This is a genomic window from Entomomonas moraniae (genome assembly GCF_003991975.1).
GTDB classification, from domain to species: Bacteria; Pseudomonadota; Gammaproteobacteria; order Pseudomonadales; family Pseudomonadaceae; genus Entomomonas; species Entomomonas moraniae.
The window spans coordinates 1912405-1934527 of sequence record NZ_CP029822.1; the positions used below are offsets into that span (position 1 = coordinate 1912405).

Consider the following 22123-nt stretch of genomic DNA (forward strand, 5'->3'; position numbering starts at 1 on the left):
TATCTATATAAAAATAGTTCCTCAATGCCCATAGGCCACTATTTTTTGCTGTCTACCCTATTACAAAGTTTAATTTAAACTATCATAATACTGCGAGTATACCACTTAAATAACAATGAGGAAATTATGCGCTTTTTACCACATGTTACAGTTGCAACCATTGTCGAAGATCAAGGTCATTTTTTAATGGTCGAAGAAGTAAAAAACAATAAAAACGTATTAAACCAACCCGCAGGGCATCTTGAACGAGATGAGACATTACTCGCTGCGGCACGCCGCGAAGCTTTAGAAGAAACGGCATGGGAGATTGAGCTAACAGGTGTCGTGGGTATTTACTTATTTACAGCCGATAATGGCATAAATTATCAACGGGTTTGTTTTAGCGCCAGCCCCATATTACACCACCCCAATAGACCATTAGATGAAGGTATTGTCAGAGCTGTTTGGCTAACACGAGAAGAGCTCACAAACAGACAAAGTCAATGGCGTAATCCATTGATCATGGCCTGTATCGATGATTATTTAGCAGGACATATTTATCCATTAAGCATTATTCGTTGATAATTTCTGCTAAAATAACTTTTATTTATTGATAATATTGATGATTTATAATGTTTAATCCAAGTGGTACTAAAGTAATTGTTGGCATGTCTGGTGGCGTAGATTCATCGGCCTCAGCTCTTCTTCTACAGCAACAGGGCTTTCAAGTAGAAGGCCTATTTATGAAAAACTGGGAGGAAGATGACGGTACAGAATACTGTACAGCTAAAGAGGATCTAGCCGATGCTCAAGCAGTCTGTGATAAGTTAGGTATAAAACTTCATACCGCTAATTTTGCAGCAGAATATTGGGATAATGTTTTTGAGCACTTTTTAGAGGAATATAAAGCTGGTCGAACACCTAATCCTGATATTTTATGTAATCGTGAAATCAAATTTAAAGCTTTTTTAGATTATGCCCTCATGCTAGGCGCTGATTTAATTGCTACTGGCCATTATGTGCGTCGCCGTGATGTGAATGGCCAAACATTGCTACTTAAAGGGCTAGACGTTAACAAAGACCAAAGCTATTTTCTCCATGCAGTAGCAGGTGAACAATTGGCCAAAAGCTTATTTCCTGTGGGAGAAATGGAAAAACCTGCTGTCCGAGCATTAGCAGAACAATATGATCTCATAACTGCCAAAAAAAAAGACTCCACGGGCATTTGCTTTATTGGTGAACGCCGCTTCAGTGATTTTTTAAAACAATACTTGCCTGCACAACCCGGTGCTATTGAAACACTAATGGGCGAAGTCATTGGCAAGCATAATGGCCTTATGTATCACACTATTGGTCAACGTCAAGGCTTAGGAATCGGCGGGTTAAAAAATGCAACGGACGATCCCTGGTATGTTATGAGCAAAGATTTAAAGCGTAATGTTCTTATTGTTGGTCAAGGGAACGATAATCCTTGTTTACTCGCCAACGCTTTAACGTGTAAAGAAATTTACTGGGTTAATCCATTAAATCTCTCAGCACCTTTAAAATTAAAAGCTAAAGTTAGGTACCGTCAAGCAGATCAAGACTGCCTACTTGAAAAAACAGACAATGGCTACCATATTAGTTTTAATGAACCTCAACGTGCCGTTACACCAGGTCAATCCGTGGTACTTTATGATGGAGAAATTTGTCTAGGCGGTGGCGTTATTGAATCTGTAAAACCCGATCCGCTTATGCTCATTAAAGAGTCACGTATACATGAATAGACAACAAGAACAACTCGTTGCATTAGGTGCAATTTTCACAGCAGCTATTCAAGCTGATAAGATAGCCAGAACGGGGCAATATGATGAAGGTCCGACAGAATGCCTTCTCAAAAGTCTACTAGTCACAAACCCACAAACCACCCTAGACGTTTATTGCGGTGATGACTATGAGCTACTTGATGGTTATCGTTTTCTTTGTAAATTTTTAGAACGCAACGCAGGGATTTCTCGAGAAATACTGCGTTATGGATTATCAATAATTTTGTTGGAGCGTAAACTAACAGCCAATAACAGCATGTTGCAAACAATTGCTTCAAATTTAGAACAAGTTTCTAGCAAGGTAGAACATTTTGGTCTTTTTCATGACAATGTCTTTTCAGCTTGTGGCGGACTCTACGAACAAACGATCAGTACATTTAACCATCGAATTCAAGTCGTCGGTGATATGGCCTACCTCCAACAACCACATATTGCAGCGCAAATTCGCACCCTACTTTTGACAGGGATACGATCAGCAATGCTATGGAACCAATTGGGCGGTAGACGTTGGCATTTACTATTAAAAAGAAAAAAACTCCTCAACGATTTACTTGGACGTATTCACTCTGAATAAAAGCGCTTTTTATGAGCGCATATTTAAACGTTTTAATAACCTCGCTAAATTTGCCCGATTCACACCTAACTCACGTGCTGTCGCTGAGAGATTATTTTGGTGAGCGTCTAATCGCTCACTAATGTAATGGCGTAAAAAATCATCTTGTATCGTTCTTAAATCCTGCCCTTTCAATGCCAAAGGCACTTTATCAATGCTGTTTTGCGTATCCTCTATATTACTCTCTGTTAACTGCATGTCTATTGCACTCATAGAAACAATAGACTGTTTATCAGCACCAGAATGACCAAAAACTTTTAGTGCAGCACGAGCAATAACATGCTCAAGCTCCCGCACATTTCCAGGCCAAGTATAATTTAATAAGGCTGATTGAGCCAAAGGATCTAACCTTAAGGCTCTAAGTCCTAATCTTGCTCTATTTTGCTCTAAGAAATAGCCTGCCAATAGTAAAATATCATGGCCACGTTCACGTAAAGGAGGAATAAGCATAGGATACACACTCAAGCGATGGTATAAATCCGCCCGAAAACGCCCTTGCTTTACCTCATTAGCTAAATCACGGTTAGTTGCAGCAAGAATACGTACATCAACATGTATTTCTTTTTCGGCACCTAAACGCTGTAACTGTCCACTCTGTAGTACTCGGAGTAATTTTGCCTGAGCAATCAGAGGTAACTCCCCCACTTCATCAAGAAAAAGTGTTCCGTTATTCGCCTGCTCAAACTTTCCCATGCGATCGCTAACAGCACCAGAAAAGGCACCTTTAACATGCCCAAACAACTCGCTTTCGATAAGATTCTCAGGAAGAGCGGCACAGTTGACAGCCACGATAGGCTTTTTTGCTCTCTGTGATAATCGGTGAATTGACTGTGCCACCAACTCTTTACCAACCCCGGTTTCTCCCATAATTAAGACAGTCAAATCACTTTGTGAGACAAGCTCTATCTCTTTTTGTAAATTTAACATGGGTTCGCTTTGCCCTAACCATTCACGAGCTGTCTGATGAGTAATCGCTAAACGATAGGACTCTGCCTGCTCTTGTGCTAACCGAGCTTGTCCTCTTAATTGCTCTATTCGCTCCCCTACATTGACAGTCGCAACAGTTAGGCTCGCTATTAATTGTAATAGATCAAAATCAACATGATTAAAACTATCTTGCATCAAAGCATCCAGTGTCAAAAGTCCCCATAGCTTGCCATGATAGAACAGTGCGCACCCCATGCAGTCATGCACTTCTAACTGCAGACTTGTCACTCCTTCAATAAGACCATCATAAGGATCAGACAAAGCACTATTAGCAGGAAAACGCATTGGATTAGGACTATCTAATAACACTTTAAACCGTGGATGATCGTCAATTAAAAAACGCCGGCCCAATGTATCCTTACTTAAACCATTGACAGCTAAAGGGACAAGATAATCACTCTCTAACCTTAATAAAGCGACGGCATCGCAAGGAATAAGTTTACGAATACCCAATAATAAGCGTCGATAACGTTCAACTGGAGATAATTCAAGCGCTAAATCATCAACAAGCGAGGAAATACTATTAAACCACGGTAATGAAGTCATAATAACCTATCTGTGTTATAAAAACTCATATTCTAATGCATCATAATAACATACTTTAAATATATCTTATTGATAAACATATAATTAACTATTGGCACAGTGTTTGCTTTTTAGCTCTGTAAAATTAAAATAACATGACGGAGATTAATTTATGTTAACTGATACACAACGCGCCATTATTAAACAAACGGTTCCTCTACTTGAAACAGGTGGTGAAACATTGGCCAAGCATTTTTACAATATCATGCTAAACGAATATACCGACGTTAGACCCTTATTTAACAAAACTAATCAAGTAACAGGCGACCAACCCCGTGCATTAGCTAATAGTGTTTTAATGTATGCAAAGCATATTGATGATATTGACGCACTAAATGAACTCGTTTCAAGAGTAACCAACAAACATGCTGCTCTACAAGTCTTACCTGAGCATTATGACATTGTAGGTACTTGTCTTTTACGTGCGATACGTGAAGTGCTAGGTGCAGAAATAGCTACTGACGAAGTTATTGCGGCATGGCATGCTGCTTATAACCAGTTAGCCGATATTTTAAAGTCTATTGAAGAAAATCTATACCAATCACAAGAAGATGCTGAGGGTGGCTGGCGTGGAGAAAGACTTTTCAAAGTCATTAAAAAGGTTCCTGAAAGCACCGAAATCACCTCCTTTTACTTAGCACCTAAAGATGGTAAAGCCATTATAAAACATAAACCAGGGCAGTACTTAGGTTTACGCTTTATACTCTTAGAGGGAGAGCAACGTCGCAATTACTCAATATCTGATGCCCCTAATGGTAAATATTATCGAATCAGTGTAAAACGTGAACACAATGGCGTTATTTCTAACCACCTACACAATAGTGTGCAAGTAGATGATATTGTAAGGGTTTTTCCACCCTTTGGAGACTTTACATTACAAGAAAGCAATAAACCTCTAGTATTTATTTCTGGTGGTGTTGGTGCAACACCGCTCTTAGCTATGCTGCAGACAGTTTTACAAGATAATAATCAAAGACCTATTTATTTTATTCATGCAGCCAGAAATGCTGAAGTAGACGGTTTCAGTCATTGGCTAAAAGAGCAACAAAAGCAACATCAAAACCTTCATTGCTACTTTTGTTATGATGAAGATGCTCAGCATATGGCAGACATAGAAGGTAGAATCAACAAAGAATTACTCAGCCAATGGATACCTCAAAATCGAGATGTTGATGCTTACTTTTTAGGCCCTAAAGCATTCATGATCGAAATAAACAAACTATTAAAAGAAATAGGAATACCAAAACAACAAACACATTTTGAGTTTTTTGGCCCTGCCAGTGAGCTAGCATAATTGTTTAGTCTATCTGGGTAATGTTACCTAGGTAGACATTGATTTAATGGCGTAAATCAAACAATCCCCTAAACAATTACAATACACTTTACTACCTTAATTTTACATTTGCTTATCGACCAAATTACCCCACCATATTATCAAATATTTTTTAACAATTAATCACTTATTACCTAAAAAATTCTAAAAAAAGGGCGTATTGATACCTATCACTTTCATATCGTTATCGCTCTTTGTATATTGGTAATATAGAATAAATAAAAGTTAAGTATGAACACTCTTTTAACAACTTAAACTTAGCTGACAAGATTCTATTCAATAAACCTAAGGAGCCTATAACATGATTAATTTTACTGAACGTTACTCAGATTTTTCTAAATGGTTATCAGCAATCGGTTCAGACCCGACAGGTGGAATGACCCGTCTCCTTTACACAGATGAATGGCTTGCCGCTCAAAATGGATTAAAAGAGAAGTTCCAAAAAGCAGGATTTGAGGCAAAGTTTGATGAGGTAGGCAATCTATTTGGGCGTGTTGAAGGTAGTAAATACCCTAATGAGACTATCCTCTCAGGCTCGCATATCGACACTGTTGTAAATGGTGGAAACTTAGATGGTCAATACGGTATTGAAGCTGCTTTTTTGGCAATACAATACTTAAAAGAGAAACATGGTCAACCTCTGCGCTCAATGGAAGTTGTTTCATTAGCGGAGGAAGAAGGCAGCCGCTTCCCATACGTATTCTGGGGTAGTAAGAATATCGTAGGCATTGCTAAAAATGCTGACGTAATGAATATTCAAGACAAAAAAGAAACTAAGTTTGTTGACGCGATGAGAAAAGCGGGGTTTGATTTCCGCGATGAAAAGAAACCAATGCGCGATGATATTAAAGCCTTTATAGAAATCCATATTGAGCAAGGTAATGTCCTTGAGATGGAGAAAAAACAAATTGGTGTTGTAAACGCAATTGTAGGTCAACGTCGTTATAATATTATTCTAAAAGGCCAAGCAAACCATGCGGGTACAACCCCTATGGGTTATCGTAAAGATACTGTTTATGGCTTTAGTAAAATCTGCTACGAATCTATCAATAAAGCGAAAGCTGTAGGTGATCCTCTTGTTTTAACTTTTGGTCGTGTTGAACCTAAGCCTAATACCGTAAACGTAGTACCTGGTTATACATTATTTACAATGGATTGCCGTCATACTGATAAAGCTGCATTAGTTGCCTTTACCACAGAAATTGAAGAGGACATGAAGCGTATTGCTAAAGAATTAGGCTTAGAAATTGAAATTGATCGTTGGATGGATGAAGATCCTATTCCTATGGATAAAAAATTAGTTGAAACTTTCGAAGCTATCTGCAAGCGAGATAATTACAATTATCGTGTAATGCATAGTGGTGCAGGCCATGACTCCCAAATTTTTGCGCCCAAAGTTCCAACTGCTATGCTCTTTGTTCCTAGTATTAAAGGTATTAGCCACAATCCAGCAGAAGCAACAAAGCTTGAGGATCTAGCAGAAGGTATTAAAGTGTTTGCAGAAGCATTTTATGAGCTAGCATATAAGGACTAAGATACTTTTTAAAAGAAATTTCTTGTAGAGATAGTTAACTATCTCTACACCTACTTAATAATTTAAAGTTCAGAGGTATTAGAATGAACACAGAAGGCTCCTTGAAGCAGACGACGGGCATGTCTTATTGGATGAAGCTCATTATTGTGCTTTGTCTTGGTTGGACAGTCATGTGGATTTATAGACAATCATTACCTGGTGTCTACACAGAAATGGGATTTGATTTAAATGTCTCCAATACACAATTAGGGTTCATCGCAACCTGCTATTTCTTTGCCTATACCGCTATGCAAATTCCTGCTGGGATACTGGTTGATAAGTTTGGTCAGAAAATCATCATGATCCCTGGCTTTATTTTATTTATGATTGCACCAGTGATGATTGCAACCGCTAGCTCTATTAACATGATCTATTTTGCAAGTGTTTTAGCGGGGATCGGTTGTGGTACTTATTACGGTTCAGCGTACTCTCTTTCTTCCCAAAATATTCCAGCTGACAAAAGAGGCTTATCAACTGCAATTATCAATAGTGGTTCTGCTCTTGGTATGGCAGTTGCTCTTATCGGCTCAAGCCTTTTAGTAAAAGCCATGGGCATGAAATGGCAAGTAATGATGTTTATTGCTGCAGCACTTATTTTAGTTATGGTGCTTGTTTTCGCTGCAATCATCAAAGGTGGTAACCCAAATAAAGCCTCTGCAAATAATGCAACTAACACAACTGCTGATGAAAGTGCTGAAGAAGAAAAAGGATCAATTATCAAAAGATTATTTTCTTTAAAAATGATCTCTATTTACTTCCTCTATTTTGGAACATGTTATGGCTATTACATGATTGTAACTTGGCTTCCAAAATTCTTACAATCAGAAAGAGGATTCGAAGGGGTTGCTATCGGGTTTTCTGCTTCTTTAGTTGCCATCGCCTCTATTCCTGGTGCCTTACTATTCAGCCGGATTTCAGATAAATTCCGTCATAAGAAAGTAGCTCTCATTATTGGACTTGAAATCGCAGCAGCCATTATGTTGTTTGCCATTGTTAAGTTTGACAACTACACTGCATTATTAGTTGCTTTAGTACTTTATGGATTATTAGGGAAATTAGCAGTTGAACCTATTATCATTTCATTTCTAGCAGACGTTGCGCCTAAAAAGGGCTACGGCACTACATTAGGTGTATTTAACTGTTGTGGTATGGCTTCATCAGTTGTTGCCCCTCCACTAACCGGTGCTATTATTGATGCAACAAATAGTCAGCTATACGGATTCTATGTTGCTGTTGCCTTTTTAATCATTGGCGCAGTGTCATTTGCATTATTTAATTTAAAAACTAAAGTTCAGTAACGATTAATTAAAGCTTTTATCTTATTTAATGAGATAAAAGCTTTTTATTTTTTTATAAAAGGAGTAAACATGGGTTATTTAAATAATCAAACTGGCTATCCAAAAGATATTTTAGCCAGCCGTTCTTTCGTTAAATATGGTAACTGTGCTCTTTTAGAGCCTAATGGTTTAGTTAAGAATGTGATCCCAGGATTTGAAAACTGTGATATCACTATTATGGGCTCACCAAAAATGGGCGCAAGCTTTGTCGATTACCTTGTTACTATGCAACCTAATGGCAAAAATGCTAAAGGTTTTGGTGGCGGTGAAATCGAAACATTTGTGTATGTGATTGAAGGCAAAATCAAAGCAGCTGCTGACAAAGACGTTCATACGTTAGAAAAAGGTGGATATCTTTACTGCCCTGCTGGCGTAAAAATGTTCCTAGAAAATGATAATGGCAACAATAACAGTAAGCTATTTCTTTACAAACGTAAATATGTTCCTATCGAAGGATATTCTGCTCGCGTAATTGCTGATAACATCAAAAATGTTGAAGAAATTGAATACGAAGGCATGAAGAATGTAATCATTCAAAACTTCCTCCCAGCTGAACTAGGTTTTGATATGAACATTCATATCCTTAACTTTAAAATGGGTGGTTCTCATGGTTATATTGAAACCCACGTACAAGAACATGGTGCATTAATCCTTTCAGGTAAAGGTATGTACAATCTAGATAATCAATGGCTACCTGTTAAAGAAGGTGATTACCTTTTCATGGGTTCTTACTCTCTTCAAGTTGCCTATGCTGTAGGCGAAGAAGACTTTAGCTATATCTACTCAAAAGATTGTCATCGTGACATTGAGCTATAAGCCCTGACGTGTAAAAAGGCCTCTTTTTAAGGGGCCTCTTTATTTTCTGTCTTATAAATTAACTACAAGCAATTAGCCTCTGTTTGAATATCAAAATTCAGCAAACTTGTATCATAACCAATTTCAGCTGCTTTTTTTACATAAGCTTGCTTTATCTCTTCACTGATACATGGTTTTCTTGAAAGAATCCATAAATACTCTTTACATGAACCTGCAACAAGAACTGTTTGATAATCTTCATCAAGTTTGACAATATTATAACCACCATAAAATGGGCCAAAAAACGATACCTTCAGTGCCCCTATATTAGGTGATTTAACAAAATAGGCTTTACCAACACTTTCAGCCCATTTTTGACTCACCGTATTAAAACCTCTATTCACTACTTTGATTCCCCCATCATCACGTAACGAATAGTCAGCGGTCACTTGTGTCATATTTTTTTCGAACTTATTATTAATACGAGCAATTTCATACCACTTGCCCAGGTATTTATTTGCCTGGAAATTCATGACAGGCTCAATACCTTGCGGTATTTTTGTCTGACATCCCAATAAAGCAATAGAGCTCAACGATGCATACAACGCTGTTAATAACTTAAAAAGTTTCATAGGACTTTCCTTAAAAAAGGCTGATAATATAAGATCTAAAACACCTTCAAGAACAATCTCTTTAGCTAAATAGTATCGAATTGATTATAATTTATAAATATAACAATCGTAATAAATACGGATAATAAATATGACAACAGAACAACAATTTTTAGAGAAAGCTATCATGCTAGCAAAAGAAAACCCCATTGATGAGGGAAGCCCTTTTGGTGCTGTTTTAGTCAAAGATGGTAAAATTATCGCAGAAGGTGTTAATAAAGTCTTTGCGACGTTTGACTCTACTTCACACGCAGAATTAAATGCATTAAGAATAGCAGAAAAAAAACTTAAAACAACTCGATTGGATAGTTATGAAGTCTACGCAAGTGGTCAACCTTGCCCTATGTGCTTAGCAGCTATGCGCATGGCTGGCATCACTAAAATAGTGTTCGCATACTCTAATAAGCAAGCTGAACCTTTTGGATTATCTTCCCAAAAAGTTACGGATGATTTAAATTCTTCCATAGAAAAACAAACATGGGCAACTATTTTTCATATGAATTTAGATCCTGAAGCAACGCTTTATAAACACTGGCAAACCATTAAATAGTAACTTATTAGCTCTCGAATTATGCATTATAAAAAACTAAAACTATTACCACTTTACCTACTATTATTATCCAATAAGTTAATCGCGGACGATAATATTGTGTTACCTACATTGGAGGTTAATACCCCCATTACGAATGACTTATTCAATGTACCTGCATCAGTCGATATTATCACTGGAGAACAAATTAGGAACAGTAAACTTCAAGTTAATTTATCTGAAAGTTTAATGGGCATCCCTGGCGTTCAAATACAAAATAGAAATAACTATGCACAAGATTTACGGCTTTCTATTCGGGGGTCAGGTGCCAGATCGGCATTTGGTGTTCGAGGGACTAGAATCTATGTCGATGGTATTCCCTCATCCATGCCTGATGGACAAGCGCAAATTTCTAACATTGACTTAAGCAGTGTTGACCATATTGAGGTTTTACGAGGCCCTTTCTCGTCACTTTATGGAAACTCCTCAGGTGGAGTTATACAGATTTTCACAGAAGATGGATCTGATAGACCAACCCTAGAAGCAAGTTCAGCCGCTGGCAGTTACAATACTTTCCGCAATAATCTCAAGGCTACAGGGTCTACTACAACGGACAATGGCACATTTAATTACACCTTAAGTGGTAGTCATTTTTCTACAACGGGTTATCGGGATCATAGCGATACCCAAAAAAATCTGCAAAATATGAAACTCAGCTGGCAGATCGATCCTTCTAAAAAAGTAACCTTTGTAGTCAATAGTATTGACTTAAAGGCGCAAGACCCTTTAGGGGTAAGCCGAGAAACCTTAAAACATCACCCAAAACGTATTGATGATAATAGAGCACAACTTTACGATACTCGCAAAAAAGTCACTCAAACACAAGGAGGTCTTTTATACGAGCAAACCATTGATGATAACAATGAATTAAGTGCCATGTTTTATTATGGAGTGAGGGATAATACACAATACCAAGCTATCCCTAAGGCAACTCAGGCAAATAAAGGACATGCAGGTGGGGTTATCAATTTTCAACGTCAATACGGTGGCGCAGATTTTCATTGGACATCTTATCTTAATTTATTCGATCAACCTTTAACCGTAGTATCGGGTTTAAGCTATGACCTAATGAGTGATGACAGAAAAGGTTATGAAAACTTTATTCTAGCTAATAACAATATCCCTATTTATGGTGAAAAAGGTAATCTTCGTCGTAAAGAAAAAAATACACTCTATAATCTTGATCCTTACATGCAAGCATCATGGCATTTTTTACCTAAATGGCATTTTGATGCTGGCATTCGCTACAGTACTGTACACTTCAAGTCTGATGACCACTACCTCGCTAATGGGGACGACAGTGGGTCAAAAACCTATCATCGTGCCCTCCCCGTTTTTGCATTGCATTACGAAGTATCCCCCATTATGAATCTTTACACCTCTTATGGTAAAGGCTTTGAGACTCCTACGTTTACTGAACTTTCTTATCGCCCCGATGGAAAAGCAGGCCTTAATCTAAGTTTAAAACCCGCTGTAAGCGATAACTATGAAATGGGAATGAAGCTATTAGTACCCAATGGGCTAATCACTGCTGATGTATTCCAAATTAATACGAAAGATGAAATCGTTTCTGCTGGCAGCATGGGCGGGCGAACAACTTATCAAAACGGTGGTAAAACAAAGAAAACTGGTTTTGAGTTGGGTTGGCAAAATACTTTTGCGAAACATATTCATACTCAGGTTTCTTATACTTGGCTTGATGCTTATTATGACGAAACGGTATCACAAACCATTAAAAAAGATAAAAAAATTCCCGGTATTGCTAAAGAATCGTTTTATGCTTCTATCGAGTGGAAACCAGAGACGGGTTGGTATATTGGTACAGATGCTCAATACATGAGCAAAATCTATGTCAACGATGAGAATTCTGCCGCTGCGCCTTCTTATATGAATAACGGGCTATACACTGGCTACACGTGGGCGAGCAATGATCATTGGAAAATAAATGGTTTTATTCGGGTAGATAATGTATTTAATAAGAACTATGCGGGGTCTGTGATTGTTAACGATCGCAATGGTTATTATTATGAGCCTGCTGCTAAACGTAATTATTTGGTGGGAGTAACCACTGACTTCAAATTTTAACACTATAAAAAATCCCCCAATACAGGGGGATTTTTTTATCACTCAAAAAACAATTACTGACCTAATTCCCATGCCATCACATAATCACCTCTAGCAGGCGATTGTCTAGCACCACTAGCAGTAAGCACAATATATTGCTTACCATTTTTAGGTGAAATAAAGGTAATTGGCGTTCCTTGGCTACCCACAGGTAGACGGTACTTCCATACTTCTTTACCAGTATGACTATCATAAGCACGTAAGTAAAAATCTTGAGTGCCAGCAAAGAATAATAGACCTGATTTTGTGGATAACGAGCCCCCTAAGGTTGGCATACCAACTGGAGCAGGTAAATGCATAGGAATCCCCATAATACCTGTATCCTCTACAGTTCCCACAGGTACTTTCCATACCACTTGACGAGTTTTTAAATCAATAGCACGCATTGTGCCATAAGGAGGCGCTTGGCAAGGTACACCAATAGGTGACATAAAGCGTAGTCTCATCGCACCAAATGGAGTACCTGATTGAGGAACAACACCCATTTCAATACCACTGGCATTAGGGCTAATATCTTTACGAGGAATCATCCAGTTAACAAGGCCGATTCGCATATCATTAATAAACATGTAATCTGTTGTAGGATCAACTGAAACACTTCCCCAGTTCATACCACCTAAAGAACCCGGCCATTGTAGTGTTTTGTTCATACCTGGCGGTGTAAACAATCCGTTATAATCCATGCTGGCAAACTCAATACGACACCATAATTGATCAAACGGTGTTGCCCCCCACATATCAGACTCTTTAAGTGTTTGATTACCAACAGATGGCATACCTACAGAGAAAGGTTGTGTTTTTGAATAACGCTCGCCTTCTACATTACCTTGTGTAACAGGCTTTTCAACAACCTCTGCTAAAGGCTTACCTGTTTCGCGGTTTAGCATGAAGATTTCACCCGATTTAGCCGTTTGTAATAAAGCAGGTACTGTGCCACCTTTACCATCGGGGATGTCATATAACAAAGGTTGTGAGGGTAAATCATAGTCCCATAGGTCATGATGTACCGTTTGGTATTTCCAACGAATCTTACCTGTTTTTGCTTCAATAGCGACAATAGAAGAGTTAAACTCATCATCATACTTCGTCCGCTCACCTGCCCAGAAGTCTGGTGTTGCATTACCGGTAGGGGCATAAATCAAATCTAACTTAGGGTCATATGCCATCGTAGCCCAGACGTTGACACTTCCACGGGTATACATCTTACCGTCAGCAGGCGTTGTTTTAGTCTCAGGATTACCTGGATCCCAAGCCCATACTAAGTGACCATCATGAACACTGTATGCACGAACAACACCACTTGGTTCACCAGTAGAGTAGTTATCCGCGACGCGCCCAGCTACTACCACAACTTCGCCAGCAACGGTGGGTGGAGCTGTTGGCCCATGATAACCTGGTGGGATATCTCCCATATTAAGTTTAAGATCAACAACCCCTTTATCGCCAAAATCTTCGCATAATTTACCTGTAGCAGGGTCTAATGCCACCAAACGATCATCTGTCGTATTCATAAAAATACGCGCGCCACAAGCGTTTGCCTTATCGCTTGAAGCAGTAACATTAGTTTGTGTAAACTCATTAGGCGCGGCTAATTCTTTTTCTTGATCCATCGTTGGCGCATTAGCCAAATCAGCTTGATTGATCTCAGTTGCTACTGGCGTATAGTAAGCCAACCCACGGCAACGCTGCCAATTAGGTGTTGTTATTTTTGGGTCATATTTCCACAATTGCTTACCTGTTTCAGGCTCAATAGCAATCACTTTATTAAAGGGTGTACAAACAAACAATGTATTATCGATAAATAGTGGTGTATTTTGATCTTCAGGGCCTGCACCACTGTTCTCGGGAATATCACCTGTACGGAAAGTCCAAGCAGTCTTTAACTTATCAATATTGTCGGGTGTAATTTGCTCGGCACCAGAAAATCTTGTTCCTTTGGTTGTATTTGAATATTGTTGCCAATCTTTTGGAGCATCATCATTAGAAACTGTTTTACGAACAGGTTTTTCTGTTGCAAGATACCCATAGTGTGTTTGTAACGATTGGAAAAAAACCACACCTAAGCTAGCCAATAATAAAATACCTAAGACATATCCTCCCCAATAAGACTTTTCACCTTTACGGTATTTCATAATAGAGGGATAAGCAAATGCAACCAATGCAGCAAAACCTGTCAAGGCCACAAGCCTTGGTACTAAAGGCCAAAAATCAAGCCCTACCTCCCATAATGCCCATGCAACAGTTGCAATATAAGCTAGCGCAAAGAGGACTACTCCCCATGACCTTAAAGTGAAGATACTTACACCAGATAAAAATAAGGCGATCCCCATAGGTAAATAATAAAAACTACCACCGTAGGAAATTAAAAAACCTCCTCCAACTGCTAATATAAGACCACTAAGGATTAATACAATCCCAATTAGCCTGACATACAGCTTTAAAAGTGTTGAAATACTTTTATGCTCCATTAATTTATACTCCTATATTTTTATTAATAACAAATTAATTACGACACCCTCAATATTCGGGCGGTAAATAAGGCATACATTATCTTATTAGTTATTTTATGTAGTCTAATAACATAATAAACCAGACACTTTTTTATAGTTGTTTTTATAACCTTGATAAAAATCTATTACAAAGTACATCGTTTATATAATATCTTAATCTCATAAAATTAAATATAACTCTCCATAAGAGAATTAAAATAAATACTATTTAAACAATATTGACCTCATAATGAAAATTGGTAGTACACCCGAATGACTCTCTATACTCAACAGGAATATGTTCTAAGTTATTAGCAATACGACAAATTTTTAGCAATGTCTCATCCGCAGGATTGTCCAAATACATATCTCGGTACCCCTTAACAAAGGTAAGTTTTTCATTAGCAGAAGCAATTAGTTGATTGCATCTATCATAATAAAATGGATAAAGTAAATTTCCAAAGTCTTGTAATGAGATATCTAAAAGTGAGTTAAATAAATCGTACGGTAGCCAGATTTTTTCACTCAGCATAATAGCGCCATCAATAAGACGAACACGCTCTAAATAAATAAGAGAGTCCGTAGGTGCTAATTTTAAAATCCCATTAATCGCTGGTATTGCAGAAATTTTCTCGACTTTTTTCAACACACCAATAGGTTCTATTAGCTCCCCTTGAGTATTTCTATATCTAAAAAATTTCATCAATGAAGCTGAAAAATTAGGTTGTTTAACAAAAGTACCTTTACCCTGAATTTTTACGAGCAAGTTATCTTCAACCAAACGTTCAATAGCCTTTCTTACCGTGCCAACAGACACACCATACTCTTCGCTTAATTCTGACTCAGAAGGAATTGGTTGGTTAATATCCCAAACATGTTTTGATAGCCTTTCTTGTATTTGCAAACGAACTCGTTCATAAAGGGGTAATTTAAACCCATATGAAGCAATTGACTGAAACATTGATTTTTATTCTCTTTAAGCAAGAATCATGAATATTATCTTGACAATTATATCATACTCCCATTTAATACAGTCATATATATGACCATATGACTACATGATTTATAAAAATAAGAGGGAAACTCATTATGTTACTCACAATTATATTAAGTATTTTAATAGCCATTGCTCTAGGCTATTTTACTAAAATAAACATTGGTATTTATGCAATTGTTTTTGCCTATATAATAGGCTGCTATGTGTTGGATTTAAAATCTTCACAAATTATTGATTTTTGGCCAATTAAAATATTCTTCATTATTTTCTCTGTAACTCTTTTTTATAATGTTGCTTTAGCTAACGGAGCTCTCGAGAAACTAGCAGGCCATTTGCTCTATAAATGCAAAAATTTTCCTCAACTCCTTCCATTGGTTGTTTATTTCTCAGCCACATTAATTGCTGCACTAGGTGCAGGATTTTATACAGTATTAGCCTTCATGGCGCCAATCACCTTACTCCTTTGCCAACGAACCAACATGAGCATTTTAATAGGAGGGATGGCTGTCAACTATGGTGCTCTCGCAGGAGCAAATTTCATGAGTTCGCAAAGTGGTATTATTTTTAGAGGGATACTCGAAAATATTGGTATTAATAATGCTACTGCTTTTACTTACTCTATCTATATTTTTATTGTGACGTTTATCTTACCTATCATTTTAATTGGTGGTTATACCTTTATTTATAGAAATACTAACAATATACAAATTGAAGATAAACAACCCGAGCCCTTCACCGTTAAACAAAAAACATCACTTATTATGATTATATTGATGATGGTAATTGTTCTGGTATTTCCTATCCTCAATCTTATATTTCCAAGTAATGCAAACATTACTTTTATAAATAATAAAATTGATATCAGCTTCATTGCGGTTATTTTTGCCTTAATCAGTTTAATACTCCGCTTAGCAGACGAGAAAAAAGTGATTGCGCTTGTCCCTTGGAGTACACTAATTATGATCTGCGGAATGGGTATGCTCATTGCTGTAGCTGTGAAAACGGGGGTTATTGATGCGCTATCAGGATGGATTTCTGGTAACGTCCCTATTTGGATGATCCCAGTTATTATTTGCATTATCAGTGCCATTATGTCTATTTTTTGTAGTACTCTTGGAGTCGTTACACCTACGCTATTTCCAATTGTTCCCGCGATTGCGAGTGCATCAGGGATAGAGCCTGCTCTATTATTTGTCTGTATCGTTGTAGGCGCACAAGCCACAGCAATTTCACCATTTACTTCCGGCGGTAGCTTAATTTTAGGTTCTTCTCCCGAAGGAATTGATAAAGACTCTTTATTCAATCAATTACTTTTTAAAGCCGTTCCCATTGGAATGGTAGCCGCTATCATTGCCATTATAGTTTTTAGCTTAGTTATCTAATCATGGAGAAAAATAAAATGAAATTTGTAGACTCACACGCTCATGTTTTTACCAATAATTTAAACTTCATCCCTACAGCAAGGTATACTCCTAATTATGATGCGACACCAGATAACTATATTAGTAATTTAACCACCTATGGATTTCAATATGGTCTACTTATCCAGCCTAGCTTTTTAGGCTTTGATAATAGCTATATGATTGCTGCTATTGCTCAGTTCCCTGATCGACTAAAAGGTGTAGCTGTTGTTCCAATGGATACGTCTCTGGAACAGCTAAAAATGATGAAAAAACAAGGAATTATAGGAGCACGATTAAATTTATTCGGCGTTCCCTTACCTGATCTTACTACTCCCGAAGCTAAACATTTTTTACATAATTTACAAGCAGTTAATTGGCATCTAGAGCTACATTGCCCACCCAGTTTCTTGGTAAAACTATTACCTCAACTTCAATTATTTGATATACAAGTGGTGATTGATCATTTTGGCCGAATTGATCCCAAAAAAGGTTTTGATGATCCTGATTATCAAACAGTATTAAGTTTATTAAACACAAAACAACATTGGGTCAAAGTATCAGGTTACTATCGTCTTGGCAAACGTCCTGAATCAATAAAACTAGCTCAAAAAGCCTACCAAGCATTAAAAGAAAGGGGGTTATTAAGCCGTTTGATATGGGGCAGCGATTGGCCAAATACACAACACGAGGCAGATGAAACTTACAAAGGAAACCTTGATGCTTTCAGAACCATTGTAACGGATCCAAAGGAACAGCAAGCTATTTTAGGAGACAATGCAATAAAATTCTTAACATTATAGCTAAATTAAAAAAGCGTTATCTTCAAGATAACGCTTTATATTCTAAAGGAATTTTAGTCCCGTTTAGATTATTTAACTACTCATAGACTCTAGCAATAGACAGCATATCGGCAAAAACTTGCCAAGTTATATCTTTCTGATTTCCTGACTCATCTAAATAAAAGCTCCCCATATCTTCAACCCATGAAGACATTGCCCTTAAAAAACTGGTTAAATCTGTATTTTTCCAACTGTCTGGGTGTGCTTGGAGATCTGACATTAAAGCAGTTAAAAAACAAATAAAATCATCCTTACTCTTTACTTCACGCCGTATAACATCACGTTCCATAGACTCTACTCTACTCCATCTTATTCGTTAATAAGTAATTAAATTACCTCATAACATAACTACGAAATAACCTTTAACTAATCAATACTTTCTAATGATGTTTAATAAAAAAATCCTCATGGCACACGGATAACAATATTGTTATTATTATAACCAAAGTATGATTTTCTACGTTTAACCTAGTTTATTAGATAACGCATTAATGATTTCGCTCATATTTTTCTTATCAAACGTAATTATATCGCCTAATATTGTGTAATATCTTAATTCTATTTAATTATTGGGTAGAGTCATAGCCTAATAAGACTAAAGTATAAACAAAACACTCACTCATAAACTCACTTTTTCAATATAGCCTTTTACTTTATTATAGACACCATATAAAACAACCGAGAAACAAGAAATATGCCCGCACTAGAACCTGCGAAAAATAAACTAAACGCCCACTCACTGTTCGGCGGCTCAATGATCATTGCTGGTACCATTATCGGTGCTGGAATGTTTTCACTACCCGTCGTTATGTCTGGTGCTTGGTTCTTTTGGTCTGTTACTGCATTAATCGTTACTTGGTTTTGCATGCTTCATTCGGGGCTTATGATTCTAGAAGCTAATTTAAATTACTCGCCAGGTGCAAGTTTTGACACCATAACCAAAGATTTACTTGGAAAAAGTTGGAATATTATCAATGGACTAAGCATTGCCTTTGTTCTTTATATTTTAACCTATGCTTACATTTCAGCCAGTGGCTCTATTATTGAGCATACTCTAAAAGAATTATCTATCACTTTTCCTGCGCGACTAGGTGGGTTCGTCTTCGCATTGATCGTAGCATTTATTGTTTGGTTAAGCACCAAAGCTGTGAGTCGGCTAGCCGCCATTTTTTTGGGAGCTAAAATATTAACTTTCTTACTAACATTTGGTGGGCTATTCTTACACATAAAACCACAAATACTGCTTAATACGACTGAAGCTAACCCTCATTATTTACCCTATGTACTCATGACACTTCCCTTTTGTTTAGCGTCCTTTGGTTATCATGGGAATGTTCCTAGCTTAATGAAGTATTATGGTAAAAACCCTCCAAAAATCAAAAAATGTCTTTTATATGGAACACTCATAGCCCTAGCCCTCTATATTATTTGGATGGCCGTCACTATGGGTAATATTCCGCGCCCAGACTTCATTGAAATTGCAGAAAAAGGCGGGAATATTGATGTGCTTGTACAAACATTAAGCAGCCTACTCAATAGTCCTATCATCGACTTATTACTCATCATATTTTCTAACTTTGCCGTTGCGTGTTCTTTTTTAGGGGTCACCTTAGGTTTATTTGATTATCTTGCTGACTTATTTAAATTTGATGACTCAGGAAAGGGTCGCTTCAAATCAGCTACTGTTACCTTTCTCCCCCCTATTATTGCAGGGCTAATTTATCCTAACGGTTTTATTTATGCTATTGGTTTCGCAGGGTTGGCAGCAACTATCTGGGCTGTTATCGTCCCTGCTTTACTAGCCAGAGCTTCCCGACAACGTTTTGGCAGCCCTCTTTATCGTGTTTGGGGTGGGAGTACAATGATCATTCTAATTTTATTGTTTGGTGTACTCAATGCAGTAGTTCATATTTTTGCTAGTTTTAACTTATTGCCGATTTATCAATAAATATTTTCCTACTAAGGTTAAAATAATTAAAGTGAGTAACCATCTTACTCACTTTAAACTATCACTCATCTTGATATGATTCATTATTTTTTATATATATTTTCAAAAAAACTCTAAAAATCTTGTTAGACCTTTCGCATAGAAACTGTGGTTGTAACAAAAAGATGTACAGCACAACAAGAAATAAACTACTAAACGTAGGGGTATAAATCAGAAGTAAATTGATTTACATAAATTACGTTTTCTCAACGCCCCTAATTGAGAAATATATAATAGAAGGAAATATATTATGAGTTTTGATTTAATCATTAAAAACGGCTTAGTAATCTTGGACTCTGGCGAAGTTAATACCGACGTAGCTGTAAAAGATGGAAAAATTGCCGCGATTGGAAATGACTTACACTGTGCTGATGAAGTTGTTGATGCCAGTGGCTTAATTGTAAGCCCTGGGATGGTTGATGTTCACGTCCATATCACTGAACCTGGTGGTGTACGAGCAGACTGGGAAGGTTATGTAACAGGAACTAAAGCCTGTGCAAAAGGTGGTGTAACAACTATTGTTGAAATGCCTCTAAACCAACTTCCTGCAACAACAAACAAAGACAGTATCCGCGCTAAATTTGCTGCGGGTAATAAAAAACTACATGTGGACGTAGCTTCTTATGGTGGTCTTGTTCCTTATAACCTAAATGGTGGAATCCAAGAGTTAGACCAAGAAGGTGTAGCTGCTTACAAATGCTTCATGGCCACTTGTGGTGATCCAACCATAAAAGGTGACTTTGCTAATGTAACAGACTATGAACTCTATGAAGGAATGAAGCAAATTGCCAAAACGGGTAAATTACTTTGTATCCATGCTGAAAATGCGACCATTACAGATGGCTTAGGTAAAGCAGCAAAAGCACGCGGTGAATATACCTTGGCACAATATGTGGCATCACGCCCAGTATTTACAGAAGTTGAAGCTATTCGTCGTGCAATATTCTTTGCGAAACTAACAGGCTGTCGTATTCATATTTGTCACGTTGCTTGCCCTGAAGGCGTAGAAGAAGTAATCAAAGCACGTGCAGAAGGTGTTGACGTAACTTGTGAAACTTGTGTTCATTATTTATATTTCACAACAGATGAACTTGATGCAATTGGTATGACATCAAAATGTTCACCACCTATCCGTGATCTAAAAGCACAAGAAGGACTATGGAGATATGTCTTCTCTGGCGCTGCAATTACAGCAGTTTCAGACCACTCTCCTTGCACACCAGAACTTAAAGATAAAACTAATGCATTTGATGCTTGGGGTGGTATCGCAGGCGTTCAAAATAATGTTGATATCCTTTTCGACGAAGGTGTTCAGAAACGTGGATTATCACTTAAGAAATTTGCTGATCTTATTGCAAAAAACCCCGCTGAACGCTTTAACTTAGCCTCAAAGGGCGAAATTGCTGTGGGTAAAGATGCAGATATTATTCTAATTGCTCCAGAAACACCTTATGTTATCGAAGCAGAAAACTTAGAATACCGTAACAAAATTAGTCCATATGTTGGTAGAACTGTTAATGCACAAATTACAAAAACATTCTTACGCGGTAATATGGTTTATTCTCAAGATACAGGCGTTATCAATACTGCGAAAGGCTTATTTATTCGTAGATAATTTATACCTTAATAAAAAAGCTTAGTTATTAGCTTGAAGTTGCAGATAAAGTTTTTATCTGCAACTTTTCTTAATAGCTATCGATAAAAACACTAACTAATTATCATTTTTCTTTAAAATGACATAAATCTCATCTTTTAGTTTTAACTTTTCCTTTTTCAAAGTATCTATATCATTACTTGAAGCATAGTTAGCTTCTAAATTCTTAATTTTTTGGTCTAAATCATTATGTTTTTCAAATAGTTTTGCAAAACGTGCATCTTCAGTTTTCAACTGAGAAATTAAGTCGCGATACTCTGGAAACATTGTGACTGCCCTCATAAGTATTGATTAGTTAATATAAAATCACCTTTTCAAAACATATCATCAATTGTTATAAACAATATGCTTAACTTAAATATA

The 22123-nt window shown here is 37.2% G+C and carries 19 protein-coding genes; 13 read left to right on the forward strand and 6 right to left on the reverse strand.

All coding sequences use genetic code 11. From position 1 onward, the window contains the following. Positions 1-126: 126 nt before the first annotated feature. From DM558_RS09095 to hflD, 3 genes are read left to right on the forward strand one after another with little or no spacing between them, the layout of a single operon-like run. Positions 127-561, forward strand: coding sequence for an NUDIX hydrolase (locus DM558_RS09095; RefSeq protein WP_127163647.1), 435 nt, complete (start codon positions 127-129; stop codon positions 559-561). 50 nt (positions 562-611) lie between these two features. Then, the gene (gene mnmA / locus DM558_RS09100) at positions 612-1745 is read left to right on the forward strand and encodes a tRNA 2-thiouridine(34) synthase MnmA (protein WP_127163649.1); all 1134 of its coding nucleotides are present in this window, start codon (positions 612-614) and stop codon (positions 1743-1745) included. Further along, the gene (gene hflD / locus DM558_RS09105; protein ID WP_127163651.1) at positions 1738-2358 is read left to right on the forward strand and encodes a high frequency lysogenization protein HflD; all 621 of its coding nucleotides are present in this window, start codon (positions 1738-1740) and stop codon (positions 2356-2358) included. The genes mnmA and hflD overlap by 8 nt, the downstream gene beginning before the upstream one ends. Before the next feature lie 9 nt (positions 2359-2367). On the opposite strand, the gene norR is transcribed toward hflD, so the two are convergent. After that, complete coding sequence (gene norR, locus DM558_RS09110; RefSeq protein ID WP_127163653.1) at positions 2368-3930, reverse strand: nitric oxide reductase transcriptional regulator NorR; 1563 nt, start codon at positions 3928-3930, stop codon at positions 2368-2370. Positions 3931-4081: 151 nt separating this feature from the next. Between norR and hmpA the strand changes: the two genes are divergently transcribed. The 4 genes from hmpA (at position 4082) to allE (ending at position 9028) form a co-directional block, all read left to right on the forward strand. After that, entirely contained in the window at positions 4082-5263 is a 1182-nt protein-coding gene (hmpA, locus tag DM558_RS09115) for an NO-inducible flavohemoprotein (RefSeq protein WP_127163655.1), read from the forward strand. Between the two features lie 340 nt (positions 5264-5603). After that, positions 5604-6836: an allantoate deiminase gene (allC, locus tag DM558_RS09120; protein WP_127163657.1), complete on the forward strand. Its 1233-nt coding sequence runs from the start codon at positions 5604-5606 to the stop codon at positions 6834-6836. An 83-nt stretch (positions 6837-6919) separates the two neighbouring features. Next, positions 6920-8173: an MFS transporter gene (locus DM558_RS09125; protein WP_127163659.1), complete on the forward strand. Its 1254-nt coding sequence runs from the start codon at positions 6920-6922 to the stop codon at positions 8171-8173. Between the two features lie 69 nt (positions 8174-8242). Continuing rightward, positions 8243-9028: a (S)-ureidoglycine aminohydrolase gene (gene allE / locus DM558_RS09130; protein WP_109702011.1), complete on the forward strand. Its 786-nt coding sequence runs from the start codon at positions 8243-8245 to the stop codon at positions 9026-9028. A gap of 62 nt (positions 9029-9090) precedes the next feature. Here the strand turns inward: allE and DM558_RS09135 are convergent, their stop codons facing one another. After that, positions 9091-9639: a lipocalin family protein gene (locus DM558_RS09135; RefSeq protein WP_127163661.1), complete on the reverse strand. Its 549-nt coding sequence runs from the start codon at positions 9637-9639 to the stop codon at positions 9091-9093. Between the two features lie 130 nt (positions 9640-9769). Between DM558_RS09135 and DM558_RS09140 the strand changes: the two genes are divergently transcribed. Together DM558_RS09140 and DM558_RS09145 are read left to right on the forward strand one after the other, a co-directional pair. Then, complete coding sequence (locus tag DM558_RS09140; RefSeq protein ID WP_127163663.1) at positions 9770-10228, forward strand: nucleoside deaminase; 459 nt, start codon at positions 9770-9772, stop codon at positions 10226-10228. A gap of 21 nt (positions 10229-10249) precedes the next feature. Then, positions 10250-12352 carry a TonB-dependent receptor gene (locus DM558_RS09145; RefSeq protein ID WP_127163665.1) on the forward strand — a complete coding sequence of 701 codons (2103 nt, stop codon included), beginning with the start codon at positions 10250-10252 and terminating at the stop codon, positions 12350-12352. Positions 12353-12405: 53 nt separating this feature from the next. Here DM558_RS09145 and DM558_RS09150 read toward each other — a convergent pair whose 3' ends face one another. After that, a complete protein-coding gene (locus DM558_RS09150) occupies positions 12406-14859 on the reverse strand; it encodes a membrane-bound PQQ-dependent dehydrogenase, glucose/quinate/shikimate family (RefSeq protein WP_127163667.1) in 2454 nt (817 codons plus the stop codon). 250 nt (positions 14860-15109) lie between these two features. Beyond that, complete coding sequence (locus DM558_RS09155; protein WP_127163669.1) at positions 15110-15841, reverse strand: GntR family transcriptional regulator; 732 nt, start codon at positions 15839-15841, stop codon at positions 15110-15112. Positions 15842-15969: 128 nt separating this feature from the next. Here DM558_RS09155 and DM558_RS09160 point away from each other — a divergent pair, with 128 nt between their 5' ends. After that, positions 15970-17259, forward strand: a complete 1290-nt coding sequence (locus DM558_RS09160; RefSeq protein WP_127163671.1) for an SLC13 family permease — start codon at positions 15970-15972, stop codon at positions 17257-17259. Positions 17260-17276: 17 nt separating this feature from the next. Further along, on the forward strand, positions 17277-18080 hold the full coding sequence (locus DM558_RS09165) for an amidohydrolase family protein (RefSeq protein WP_127163673.1): 804 nt from the start codon (positions 17277-17279) through the stop codon (positions 18078-18080). A 76-nt stretch (positions 18081-18156) separates the two neighbouring features. Here DM558_RS09165 and DM558_RS09170 read toward each other — a convergent pair whose 3' ends face one another. Continuing rightward, positions 18157-18408: a DUF7660 family protein gene (locus DM558_RS09170; protein ID WP_109702003.1), complete on the reverse strand. Its 252-nt coding sequence runs from the start codon at positions 18406-18408 to the stop codon at positions 18157-18159. A 405-nt stretch (positions 18409-18813) separates the two neighbouring features. Here DM558_RS09170 and mtr point away from each other — a divergent pair, with 405 nt between their 5' ends. Both mtr and allB read left to right on the forward strand, forming a co-directional pair. Continuing rightward, positions 18814-20067, forward strand: a complete 1254-nt coding sequence (gene mtr / locus DM558_RS09175) for a tryptophan permease (protein ID WP_127163674.1) — start codon at positions 18814-18816, stop codon at positions 20065-20067. 289 nt (positions 20068-20356) lie between these two features. Beyond that, positions 20357-21721, forward strand: a complete 1365-nt coding sequence (allB, locus tag DM558_RS09180) for an allantoinase AllB (RefSeq protein WP_127163676.1) — start codon at positions 20357-20359, stop codon at positions 21719-21721. 96 nt (positions 21722-21817) lie between these two features. Here allB and DM558_RS09185 read toward each other — a convergent pair whose 3' ends face one another. After that, entirely contained in the window at positions 21818-22027 is a 210-nt protein-coding gene (locus DM558_RS09185) for a YdcH family protein (RefSeq protein WP_109702000.1), read from the reverse strand. Positions 22028-22123 lie beyond the last annotated feature (96 nt).